We start from the raw sequence: 12,728 nt of genomic DNA on the forward strand, positions 1-12,728 counted from the left end.
TTTTTTTCTTCTTATAGTTTAAAAATCAGTACTTTCTTCGGGCTCTAGTTTTTCTATAGTGTTATTTTTTATAACTTTATTATTCAGCTTTACAGCAGATTGAATTTGATCTAAGATCACTTTTGCTTCTTTTACGAGGTCTTCGTATTGATCGTAATTTTTAATTACATTTTCTAAAATATACGTCGCTTGGAAAGCATCTTTTAAACCTATATTATTTTCAGCCATGACAATCAATCCTTTTACACCCCAATATTTATGGTTTGCATATTTAGAGGCCAATTCCTGAACCATTTTATTAGATTCTTCATATTTACCAGCTTTGTTTTTAAAATATGCTTCATAATACAAAGCCTCAGCTTTTAAAGTTCCGTTCGCTTCTTTTGAAATTTCGGAATATACTTGTTCAGCTTTCTTTAAATCATTTGTTTTTATTGCAGTTCTAGCAATGAAAATCCTTGCATCTGATTGAATTTGAAGATCTGTCTTTTTGTGATCTAACACCTTTTCAGCATAGATTACTGTTTCTTTATACTTTTCCTGATCATACATTATTTTCATTAAATTACTTTGAGCAAAAAGAATATTTTGAGAGAAGTTTGCTTCTAATTCTAATCTCTGTAAATAAGGTAAAGCAGCTGTCCAGTCGTTTTTATCAAGATATATTTCAGCAAGTCTAGCTAGTGCCTGCTCTGTATATTCGTTAGAACTTTGTTCTGCTACATATATATATTGAGGCAATGCTTTTTCGATGATTTCTAAACTAAAATAAGCTTGTGCACTGTAAAAGTTAGCTTTAATGGAGTGTAATCCATTCGGGAAATTTATTAAGTATTTTTTAAAACTATGTGTGGCGGAAATCGTTTCGTTGTTTAAGTATTTTTTTTCTGCGGCTTCGTACATAGCATTGTCAAGATCAGTGTTCGTAAATTTCGTGTAATTTATTTCTTTAATCCAATCTGCATATTCGTCAACTTTATCAATATCAACATATACTTGTCTTGCATTTTGAACTGCTTGTTGTGCTTCTTTTGCGTTCGGGTATTTAGAAACGACGAGTTTGTATTTTTTAATAGATTTTTCCGTATTGTTTTCATTGAAAAATATCAATCCTTGTTTTAAAAGAACTCTAGGGACATATAAACTAGTTGGATAAGTGTCAATTAATTTATCAAATGTAGCTACCGCTGATGCGTTTTCTTTTGCGTTGATATAAGCATTCCCAAGCTCATAAAGAGCATCATCTTTATAGGAGGATTTAGGGTGCTCTTTGTCGAAATCTTTAAGGGTCTTTATTTTATTGTCATTTCGTCCAACAAATCCATAGCTAATAGCCTTTTGATATTGTGCATAATCATCATCTATAGCCTTTGAGGCTATAACCTTATTGTAGGCCTCCATTCCTTCCCAGTAGCTTTTAGATATAAAATTACAATCACCCAATCTAATATAAGCATCGTTTGTTTTTATCAAATCATTCTCCTCTTTTTTTAGATAATTGGTAAAACTTTGCTTTGCTTTGTCATACTCTTTTAATTTAAAGTAAGTATAGCCTGTTGAATAATCTATATTTTGATATTCTTCTGTTTTTTTGGATGCAGATAGGTTTCTAAAACGTTTGTAATCAGCTAGGGCCGTTTTAAAATCATTTAAACGATAGTAGGATTCAGCCTTCCAATATATAGATTTTGATTGAGCCTCACTTGCGATTGTTTGATTACTCGTTATTTTAAAATAAGGGATTGCTTCCTTGTATTTGGAGTATTGGAATAATTGCATTCCACGATTCATTGCTATTTTATAATATGTTTTGTCTTTTGTCAATTCTCTTTTTTTATAATAATCTATCGCTCCTTCAAAATCTCTACTGGAGTAGTATGTGTCTATAATCAGTTTGTTAATTTCTCGTGCATTTAGAGAACTGCTGTAGTTTTGTACATAATCTTGTAATACTTCTGCACTGCTTTTGTAAGGGTTTCCTATTTGATAGCTCAATTTTGCGTAATTATAAGCAGCATCTTCTTTAATTTCTTCATTGAAATTTAATTCGGCACTGTTTTTAAAGGCATTTAAAGCCTCACTCTTTTTGTTTTGTTCTAAATAACAAGCCCCTAAATGATAATATGCGTTTTGAGCAACTTCATCTTTACCTGTTATAATTCTATTAAACCTTATAATTGCATTTTTATAGTCTTTTATTTTGTAGTATGAATAACCTAAAAAGTAATGATCTTCATTTGTAAGTTTGTTTTTTCGTCCTTTATAATTTTTAAGATGTACGATTGCTTCTTTGTATTCTCCGAGGTAAAAATGACTCTCTCCAATTACTTTTGAAATTTCAGAGACTTCATGTTTTTTTACAGTAATCAGTAATTCATTACCAAGCCCAATAACCTCTTTAAAGTTTTCGTTCTGGAATTCTATATTCATTTTATAATATAAAATTTCCTTTAGGTAGCGTTCGTTCCCCTCTAGTCTGTCAAAATACTGATTTGCCGTTGTGTAATCTTCTTGCAAATAGGAAATATAACCATAGTAATAATTAGCTTCATCCGTATAGTATTTCGAATGAGTTAGTGGTAAGAAGTACTGTTTAGCCTCTGTGTATTTTTTGTTTAAAAAATAAGCATAGCCCATTTTAAAGTTATAAGTATCTTCTTCTTTATTTGTTAAATATTTAGTGGAGACTTTTTGAAACCATTTTAATGATTTTTCAGGTTTACCATGGTTGTAGTAATAATTACCTGCTTCTAAATATGCTTTGTTTTTATATTTACTTGTAGGATATTTATCAGTGAAATTTAACAATAGTTTTTCAGCCTCTTTTTTATTTAGCTTAATCGCAGTAATAGCCATATAATAAGCACAATTTTCTGCAGTGTTAGGAGCTAAATTTAAACTCTCTGAGACTCTGGTAAAAGAACTATATGCCGCTTGGTAAATATTTTTTTCGTATAGGTCAATTCCTCTTTCAAACTCAAACAATGGCTGGGTGAATTTATCAGATTTTTGACCGTTGATTAGCAAATTGAAAAATACGGCTATTAAGACGGTGAAAATTTTATGTAACTGCATTTAGACTGATTTATAGTTATTCAAAAATAAATAATATTCTATATAATAACGTATTATTTAGTAATTTTATTGGGTCTTAATTTTAACAAATACAAAGAGTTATTTTAATTGCCAGTTCTTACTGAAATTGATAAATTTGTATGCCTAAAAATAATTCATGGAAAGTTCGATACTTAAATTAGAAAACGTAGCAATTTACCAAGATGAAAATCTTGTTTTGTCAGATGTAAATTTGAACATTGAAAAAGGAGAGTTTTTATACCTAATAGGTAAAACAGGCTCGGGAAAAAGTAGTTTGATGAAAACTCTGTATGGAGATTTACGAATAAGACAAGGGACTGGAGAAATTGTCGGGTTTGATTTAGTGAATATTAAAGATAAGGATATCCCTTATTTAAGACGAAAAATTGGAATTGTTTTTCAGGATTTTAAGTTGCTAAACGATAGATCTGTTTTTGAAAATTTACGATTTGTTTTAAAAGCTACAGGATGGAAAGACTCTAAGTTGATTAAGGATAAAATTTTGGAAATGTTGGATAAAGTAGGGATGAAAACAAAAGATTATAAAATGCCGTTTCAGTTATCAGGAGGAGAGCAACAGCGTGTTGCTATTGCAAGAGCTCTGTTAAATGATCCAGATATTATTTTGGCGGATGAGCCAACAGGAAATTTGGATCCTAAAACCTCTATTGAAGTGATGGATTTATTAACGGAAATTCATAACAGTGGGAAGTCAATTTTAATGGCCACACACGATTATGCGTTGATATTAAAATTTAAACAACGCACGATTAAATGTGAAGGTGGAGAGTTGTTTGAGGTAGTCCATCAAGGACTTTAAGAACTCAAATCTATATTTTTAGCATTTATTTTTCATAGGCGCCAGAAGAATAGGTTAGCTCGTAGCTGTGTGTGTATATTTCAAATACAATACCAAAAGGATCTTCTACATAGACCATTTTATAAGGTTTGTCATTGGGGTAGTATTCTCTAATAGGCATTCTTTGTTTACCTCCGTTTAAAACAATTTTTTCTACAAGTGCTTCAATATTTGGATCCTGAATACAAAAATGAAATAAGCCTGTATTAAATGGAGAAAATGATGGTTTTGTATATTTTGTATTAGGAAACGAAAATAATTCTATTCCGATTCCGTCTGAAGTGGCTAAATGAGCAATTTCAAATGTTTCCCAATCGTTTCCGAAAACGTCAATGCACATTTGACCTATAGCGGTTTCATTTTCTTTTTTAACGGTAGATGGCTGCATAATAATATACCATCCCATTACTTTTTCATAAAATGCTACAGCTTTATGGATGTCAGGTACTGTTATTCCAATATGTGAAAAAGATCGAGGATAGGTGCTTTTTTTCATTGTGTTTTTTTTAAAAGTAGAATTGTAAAAATAATAAAAATAAGATTAATTATGTCATAAAATTTGGCTGATTTTAGGTGTAACTATTTTACAAACCTTAAGCCCTACTTCTTATTTTAGTAAATTCACTATTTTCATTGCACTTTGATTGGGAGAAAAATGACTCAAAGCTAGGTTTCTTTTTTCCCGTTCTCTCACGTCAAATTTTTTGAGAAGTAGTTCGTTTATTTTAGATCGAAATTCTGAAATAGTATTTGCTTTATAAACACAGGATTCAAGTCCTGTATCTTCGGTAATTAAATTATTCGCAACTAGGTGTTTCCCATGGGTTAAAATATTAAGAAGTCTCAATTTAATTCCTGTTTTTTGAAAACTAATCAAAGGATGAATATGTGCCTCTTTAATAAGGTTTTCCAATTCAATTTGTTTCTTGGTTGTAACAATTGATATGTTTTTTAAAAGATTTATTTTTTTGATGAGTTGCTTGGTTATATGATTACTAGCAATAATTAACTCCGTATTTAATTCCCTATATACATCAATTATAAAATCAAGAGAGCGTTGGTTGTCAACGACCCTAAGATCTCCGTGCCACAAGGAAAATATTTTTTTATGATGATCTATTTCTTGCTGAAGTTGATTGTAAAAAACAGGTACATAAATAGCTTTATCACCATATTTTTTTTTAAAATAGTCATGTTCAAATGGAGAAATTGTAAGTATATGGTCGACGTTGTTTAAAATATTTTCATATTTTTTTAACTTCTTTGACTCTATTTGGTAAAAAACTTTATTTCTGGTTTTACGCGTACTTTTTTTTAGTCCCTGGTAATATAAATGCTCAATATTATGAGCTCTTACAAGTGTTTTTCGATTTTCAAATTGTTTTAATGTTATAGGAAATGTTGTATGCAATCCCTCAAATAATATTGGGTGATTATCTTTTAATAGTGTGTTAATTAAGGTATCAGAACTTCTCGACTTAACAATATAAGGTTTTTGAGATATTAAGTTCTGTAGGTTGTTTTTTCTAGGGTAATAATGAACTTCAATACAGTATTTGTCGAGTTCTCTTCTTTGTGGTCGTCCATATTGATAACAGTGTAAAATGATTTTCACACCCAGTTGATAAAGATGTTTTATTTTGTAAAAGACATCAATAACCCCTCCGTAATTTGGCGGATAAGGAACATCGAATGAAACTAGATGAAGAGTTGTTGGATTTGTATTCAATGGTTATAAGTAAGTAGTGTTTGAAATCTCAATTTAAGAATAAATTATAGGATATAGATAATTGTTGTTGGGATTTTTAATGTTTTTTAGCTGAGGTGTAACTTTGATACTTTTATTTTAGAATCATTAGTTATATTTGTCTTGATTTATTTCCAAGGGGTGGGTAATAAATTTAGTTTTATTTAAACGAATAGAGAAAATTTAAGAGGTTTTATACTGCCCTTTTAATGTTAAAACAGAGATAAATTGAAGAAGAAAAAGATATGTATCGTTGTTTCAACCCTCGGATTAGGTGGGGCTGAAAAAGTAGCAGCATTACAATCGAAAATTTTTACAGATTTGGGTCATACAGTATCTGTTTTGTCTATTTCAAAATTTGATAAAAAACCATTTGATTTTGATGGTGAAATATTCGTTTTAGAGGAGATTGGGTTTGGTGAATTACTGCCCGTAAGAATTGTCAAAAGATTGAGCTTTCTAAAGAAGTATTTACAAGAAAATAAAATAGATCTAATTGTCGATAATAGGTCACGGAAGAATTTTTTTAGAGAACTCTTATTAGTGAGTTTTTTTTACAAAGTAAATACATTCTATATGATTCATAGCCTTGCTATGATACAGGATTCTAATTTTGTACTGCCTATTGTGAGAAGTAAATTCATTTTTAATAAATTGTATAAAAAATCATCTTTACTTGTCTGTGTTTCTAAGGGAATTACATCTAAAATAAAAATACTTCATAATTTTGATAATCTAACAACGGTTTATAATTCATATGATTTAGGTATTGATACAGTTCTACTTGAATCTCAAAAATATGGAAACTATATTTTATTTTACGGAAGGTTAGATGATGAGTCTAAGGATTTAAATTTTTTAATAGAAGCTTATCAAAAATCAATACTTCCAGAGAAAAATATAAAGTTAGTTTTGCTAGGTGATGGACCTCACGAGAAAATGTATAAATCATTGGTTTCGAAATTAAATTTAGAAAATTTAATTATTTTCCATAAAAGATGTGCAAATCCTTTTTCGTTTGTAAGAGCTGCTAAGTTTACGGTTTTAACAAGTCATTATGAAGGGTTCCCTATGTCAATCGTAGAATCTTTGGCATGTGAAACACCTGTAGTAACAGTTGATTGTGAAACTGGACCTAGTGAAATTATAAAAGATAGGTTCAATGGGTTGTTAGTTGAAAAGAATCTTGTAAGTTTTACTGAGGCGTTAAATAGTATGTGTTTAGATAAAAAATTGCTTGACTATTGTAAGCAAAATTGTTTAGAAAGTATCAAGCATTTATCTTATGATGAGATTAAGAAAACATGGGCTGATTTATTGTCGTAGATTAATGTTTATAATAATATAGAAATTGTCAAGGGAAAAAATTAACTGGTCAAGTTTTTGATTTTAATATATGGACTTAATAATGGATTGGTTGCAAAATAAAAAACGAAAAAAACATGAAAGTATTATCTATAGAAATAATGAGTAATTCAGCAGGAATGTTGCTTATAGAAGGCCGTCAAAATACTTTTTCTGTTACGAACCTTGGGAAGTTATTAGCAATACCAAAAGAAGATACGTCAATAAAGAATATGGTAGAATTTCAAACTAATTTTTCTAACTATCTTCAAAGTCAAACTGTTGATCGAGTTGTTTTATGTGAGGGAGGAAATGATTCAAAAAAAATGAGAGTTCGAATGGAATTTTCAGTTCTTAGTGAATGTGAAAAACAATCTATTGAATTTATTACATACCCCACAGGCTCTTGTACAAGGCTGATTAATTTTTCTTATAAAAAAGAGACAAATCGTGTGTTTTTAGATGATTTAAAGGCTTTTAAATTGCCGAAGTAGAGCAAAGCACTGGTTGCTGGTTGGCGTTTTTTAGAGTAATGGTAATCCCATTCAATAGGAGGTATCTGTAGTCCGTTGTAGTCATAAGGGTTCTTGTCGATAACCTGACAGTACAGCAACTTTAGAATTATAGTTGTAATTCTAGACATGAATCTGCCATTTGCTTTTCTTTTAACTCCTTTGAAGCAATATTAGATAAGTTCTCAAGAGTTTTATTGATAAACTCGACTTGGTGATATGCGTTTTTTAATTCTAAATCTAGGTTTTCGTCCAAATTGAGCTTAGGATGTAATTGAGTTTTGCTTGGTTTTCTTTTGGGTATAAATGGATCTTGAGGTTCATTTTCAAATCTGTATGGAGGTGCGTAATAACCTACTTGCTGTTCAAGTGAAAAAGCACCTACTTGTGGCATAGTATCCCCTAACATAAGTAATTTAAAAAGCATCATTTCATGGGGTAAATCATCGTCTCCTTGTCTGACTCCAATTTGTGCAAACCCATTTGGTTCAACTGCTTCAATATTGGCTCCCTTAAGGTGAACTTGCTTGATGTATGGTTGCATGGTTTCTAAGGCCTCAAGTGGTTGCTCAGCTGTACTCAGCATGTTTCCAAAGTCAAATAATAAATTCACGCGAGGGCTATTAACGGCTTCAATTATTTGTACTAACTCTTCGGATTTGAGTACCTCGTGAGGCTCCATGACAAAATGCAAGTCATACTTTTCCGCAGTTTGTGCAACGTTCTTCATTCTTTTGATGCATTTTTGAATAATATCATTCAGCTGCCCTTTATAACGATCGTATACTCTGATGTTTTTTGAGCCTAAGCTGTTCGCTAGATGTATAGATCTACTAATTACTTTTTTTGAAGTGCTGCTAGCTTCAATATTAATATTGAGATTATGCAATTCAAGATAGTTTCTTAGTTTCCGTAATTTCTTTGGGCTGTAATTAGAAATACTTTTATCATTTCCAGCATCTATATGAATATTTACTCCCTGTAGTTTGTTTTCTACTGCGAAAGCACATAAATCAAAAATATCGAAGGAGCTATGCTGTAGGTTGAGGTAAAACGCATAGGTATGTGCGTGTAATTCAATGTGTTCAATACGATCTATAAGTTTCAAAGCCTCAGCAGTATCGTTGATATAGGGATTCCCTTGTAATATCAAATTTCTCAAGGAAGGTATGTTCATTGTCATTATTACAAATTTTATATCTTATAACAAACGTAGCTGTCGAATGTTACCTTAGTGTTTGTTTAATATTAAGATTGTGTATTTTTATGTAGTGTTTGCTCTCTTATTCTGGTGTTATCCAAGAGTATGAATGCCATTTTAGAGTGAATATCTATCTGTTTTGGTTGTAGTTCTTATGAGGTTTAAAAGTAATTAAAATTTGTATGAATCAACTACTCCTGTTCTAATTATGGAAGTTGTTACGTGTTAGGTTTATGTTGTGTTTTAGAGTGCATGGAATAAATAGGAATATAATTTAAGTGGCTTTATCTTTTTTATCTGTATTTAACTTGTTGTTTGTTAGTCTTGTATCTGTGTGTTTGGACGTTGAGTTTCCTTTGGGGATAATTACAACAATAGGGGAGTGGTAAATTAGACTGTTTTGTGTCTAAATTTTCACTATATTTGCAAAATATTCACCTAAGAAGGATAAACGAACTAACTGATTCTATCTCTGAATTATAAATAAATTTCGTTTCATAACTTATATAAGAATTTTTTAAAAAAGGATTACTAGTTTGCTCTAGTGGTATCTTTTACTTTCTAAACTTATTAGCCTATTCCTCGGTCTAAAAGTGTAAGGTTTTTCTTGTGGAAATTATTTTTTTACTTAAAACTATTATTTATATGACAGAAATTTACAATTTGAAGAATTCTGAGGGTTCAGAAAAAATCACAACAGCACTTATTCTTGCTGCAGGCACTGGGAGTCGCTTAAGTCCTTTGACCAATGAAGCTCCAAAATGTTTGACCGTAGTTAATGAAATTGAAATCCTTGGACGTCTTGTAGAGACTCTTCATTATTATAAATTCAAACGCTTGGTTATTGTTATTGGACCATTTGAGCAGCAAATTAGAGATTATCTTAAAAGGGTATCTAAAGATATTATAGTTGAGTATATTATAAGTCCAGTATATAAAACGACAAATAATATTTATTCACTTTGGTTGGCAAGAGAAAAAATGAAGGAATCATTTGTTTTAATTGAAAGTGATTTAATTTTTAAACCTTCTTTATTAGAGGAGATGCTTTCGCCTAATAGAATGGCTGTTTCTCATATGTTACCTTGGATGAATGGTACAACTATTACAATTGATAAACAATTGCCTAGAAAAGTAGCTGCTATTAATCTTGGTGAACATGTGATAAATGAAACCAACTTTAAGACCGTTAATATTTATAGTTTTTCTTTAGAATCGTGGAAACAAGTTGGTAATCAATTAGGTTCGTGGATTTCGAAAGGTAAAGTAAATGGTTATTATGAAGCTGTGTTTTCAGAAATGGTTGCAGATGGTAGTCTAAGTTTTGACTGTGTTTATTTTGATAATGATTTTTGGTATGAAATAGATACCATAGCAGATTTGCACGAATGTGAAAAGAATATGTTATTTACAAAACAACCTTTATCAACTGTAGTCTAGTGAATAATATTTTAAAAAAAGTCTATAAAAATATCCCAAACATTGTCTCGATCCTTGGTGTTTTGCCTTTGGTAATACTGTTTACAGACAACGGCTACCTGTATCTAATTCCTTTGATCATTTATAATAATATAATGGATGATCTTGATGGTATTTTAGCAATTAAACTAAATGCTAAAAGTGAATTTGGAGCTCGGATGGATAATGTTTGTGATGCAGTGTCACATACCATTATTGTTATGTTTGTTGGGTTTCACTATGGTGCTATTTGTGGTATTATTGGTTTAATTGCTGTTGCTGCAATTTTGATACGATCAGTAGCAAGGTTAGATCCTTCTCATACAAATTCAGGAGGTTCTCCTACTAATGAACTTATACGTCACACTTTATTTGCATTACTATTGGCAGAATTATTTAGTTTTGATCCCACTTGGGTCTTAATTATTATGTTTTTATCAAATACGATAACTATGTTTGTACCTTATCTTATGCCTTATTTGATTAGGAGTATGACTAAAAGTGCCATGGCAATATTGCTGGTTAATGTATCACTTATTTTGGCTTGGTTGGTTCCGTATACAGCTCCTGTAATTGCAGCTGGATTTATATTTTCTTATCTTTATTCTATTATTAAAATTAGAGTAAATTCAAAAAAGTAACCTCCCCCCTATGGTGCAAGTTTTTTTGACATCTTCTTAAGATTAGAAAAAAAATATAAGATTTTTCCTTTGATTAGGTGAAAATTAAATAAATTTCAGTAACGAAGAATTGTATTCTGTACCAATATTAGGAGTAAGTAGAAAACTACAAAAATATTTCAATGGTTTTGATTATTGAAATAAACTAAAATAAGGAATTTAGCAACATTTTTAGGTGAAAAACATTCTATTTATAGCTTATTTCTGTATTGTGTTTTTTTTCTTAAATTTAAGAATTATTAAATAACTAGCCTGAGGTAATTAACGAACATTAAAAAAAGAGAAATGAGAAAATCAAATTTGTACATAGTAAGTTTCATGATTTTATGTTTTTTTTCGTGTAAAGACGTAAATAAAACAAAAAATGAGCAAGTCAAATCAGATGAAAAAATGGTAAATGGTAATAAAGTTGATACGAATAAAGACCCAACTTTAAAATCAATATTGGATGAAAAGAAAAACAATTTTGAACTTAAGGCAGATGAGAAAACCAAAAGCATATATAAAGAAGGTATTGACGCGGTGAGAAGTAGTGGTATACTTGAAAACGCGAAACAAGTAGGCGAAATAGCACCCAATTTTAAATTAAAAAACGCTATAGGTAATACAGTTGAATTGACTGAATACTTGAAAAAAGGTCCAGTGGTACTGGTCTGGTACAGAGGAGGTTGGTGTCCTTACTGCAACTTAACTCTTCACCAATTACAAGAAGAATTACCGAACTTTATAGCCAATGGGGCAAGTTTAATAGCAATAAGTCCTGAATTGCCTGACAATTCAGTTACTACGTCTCAGAAAAACAATTTAGAGTTTGAGGTTCTAAGTGATATTGGAAATACGATAGCAAAAAAATATGGAGTTGTCTTTAAACTAACATCCGATGTGTCAGATATCTACAACAATAAATTTAATCTTACAAAATACAATGGAGACGATTCTAGCGAGCTTCCATTGGCTGCAACTTATATAATAAATCAAGAGGGTGAAATAATCTATGCATTTCTTGATGCAGACTACAGAAATAGAGCGGAACCTTCTGAATTAACAAATGTTTTAAAAAATATTGGCAATATCTCAAAGTAAGAGATGCTGAGCTCAAGTAATAAACGTAACAACTACTAAATTTATTTATTAGTAAAAGTAGAAGGTTAAAAAGAGCTTTTAGACTTTGGGAAATACCATTGGGAGTATATAGAAGAGGACACCTCATCGTTTTTTTTAATAAATTATAGAAATACGTGCACGGTAATTTGAGTAACAGTAAGAAAACTTGCAGTTATTATTTTGAATATACTCTCAATAGGTTAAGATTATGATTTTCTTATATATAAGTAAAAACAATAATGGAAAAATGAATATTCCCCAAAAAATTGAAGATTTTATAAATGAATGAGTTGAGTTGGGGAATTTTTGTATTCTTCAATTTTATCCTAATCTAAACGCATTTGAAGATTTTCAAATTGGTATAATAAATTGAATTCAATAATTGAAAAAACTTAAGATACGAATGAAACACAAATATTGTCATTCGAGATGTTTTTCAATGACCTGAACTTTGAACAGGGAATATTAATTCCAAAACATTAAATTGGAGAAAATTCATATCCTAATTTATCATTATTTGATGACAACTTTGAATATATAAAATCAAAAGTAATTTCAAATAATTTCGTAAATCCATGAAACAAGGCAAGACCGTTGCAAGGTACATGACAAAAACAAAGACCCAAACTTAGGATATAAATCATTGTTTGTTAGCTTATTAAGATGTATATTCAAGCCATGAAACTACAAATAACACCTACTTTTGCAGATAGCATTTGTGATTTAC

The 12,728-nt window shown here is 30.2% G+C and carries 10 protein-coding genes; 6 read left to right on the forward strand and 4 right to left on the reverse strand.

Annotation, left to right across the window (positions count from 1 at the left end; translation table 11 throughout):
* Positions 1–18: 18 nt before the first annotated feature.
* Positions 19–3,075, reverse strand: coding sequence for a tetratricopeptide repeat protein (locus tag V5787_RS01305; protein ID WP_336891484.1), 3,057 nt, complete (start codon positions 3,073–3,075; stop codon positions 19–21).
* A 157-nt stretch (positions 3,076–3,232) separates the two neighbouring features.
* On the opposite strand from V5787_RS01305, the gene V5787_RS01310 reads away from it, so the two are divergent.
* Positions 3,233–3,916: an ATP-binding cassette domain-containing protein gene (locus V5787_RS01310; RefSeq protein ID WP_336891485.1), complete on the forward strand. Its 684-nt coding sequence runs from the start codon at positions 3,233–3,235 to the stop codon at positions 3,914–3,916.
* 25 nt (positions 3,917–3,941) lie between these two features.
* Here V5787_RS01310 and V5787_RS01315 read toward each other — a convergent pair whose 3' ends face one another.
* Together V5787_RS01315 and V5787_RS01320 are read right to left on the reverse strand one after the other, a co-directional pair.
* Positions 3,942–4,451, reverse strand: coding sequence for a lactoylglutathione lyase family protein (locus tag V5787_RS01315; RefSeq protein ID WP_336891486.1), 510 nt, complete (start codon positions 4,449–4,451; stop codon positions 3,942–3,944).
* Positions 4,452–4,562: 111 nt separating this feature from the next.
* Positions 4,563–5,684 (reverse strand): hypothetical protein, encoded by a 1,122-nt coding sequence (locus tag V5787_RS01320; protein WP_336891487.1) that lies wholly within the window; start codon positions 5,682–5,684, stop codon positions 4,563–4,565.
* 246 nt (positions 5,685–5,930) lie between these two features.
* Here V5787_RS01320 and V5787_RS01325 point away from each other — a divergent pair, with 246 nt between their 5' ends.
* Entirely contained in the window at positions 5,931–7,028 is a 1,098-nt protein-coding gene (locus tag V5787_RS01325; RefSeq protein WP_336891488.1) for a glycosyltransferase, read from the forward strand.
* 116 nt (positions 7,029–7,144) lie between these two features.
* The gene (locus tag V5787_RS01330) at positions 7,145–7,540 is read left to right on the forward strand and encodes a DUF3010 family protein (RefSeq protein ID WP_336891489.1); all 396 of its coding nucleotides are present in this window, start codon (positions 7,145–7,147) and stop codon (positions 7,538–7,540) included.
* Positions 7,541–7,667: 127 nt separating this feature from the next.
* On the opposite strand, the gene V5787_RS01335 is transcribed toward V5787_RS01330, so the two are convergent.
* Positions 7,668–8,741: a TIM barrel protein gene (locus V5787_RS01335; protein ID WP_336891490.1), complete on the reverse strand. Its 1,074-nt coding sequence runs from the start codon at positions 8,739–8,741 to the stop codon at positions 7,668–7,670.
* Between the two features lie 663 nt (positions 8,742–9,404).
* Here V5787_RS01335 and V5787_RS01340 point away from each other — a divergent pair.
* The 3 genes from V5787_RS01340 to V5787_RS01350 all read left to right on the forward strand — a co-directional run bounded on the left by V5787_RS01340 (position 9,405) and on the right by V5787_RS01350 (position 11,980).
* Positions 9,405–10,199, forward strand: coding sequence for a phosphocholine cytidylyltransferase family protein (locus tag V5787_RS01340; protein ID WP_336891491.1), 795 nt, complete (start codon positions 9,405–9,407; stop codon positions 10,197–10,199).
* Positions 10,199–10,858: a CDP-alcohol phosphatidyltransferase family protein gene (locus V5787_RS01345; RefSeq protein ID WP_336891492.1), complete on the forward strand. Its 660-nt coding sequence runs from the start codon at positions 10,199–10,201 to the stop codon at positions 10,856–10,858. The genes V5787_RS01340 and V5787_RS01345 overlap by 1 nt, the downstream gene beginning before the upstream one ends.
* Positions 10,859–11,215: 357 nt before the next feature.
* On the forward strand, positions 11,216–11,980 hold the full coding sequence (locus V5787_RS01350; RefSeq protein ID WP_336891493.1) for a peroxiredoxin-like family protein: 765 nt from the start codon (positions 11,216–11,218) through the stop codon (positions 11,978–11,980).
* Positions 11,981–12,728: the final 748 nt, after the last annotated feature.

It is taken from the genome of Flavicella sp., from assembly GCF_037132785.1.
Lineage (GTDB): Bacteria > Bacteroidota > Bacteroidia > Flavobacteriales > Flavobacteriaceae > Flavicella.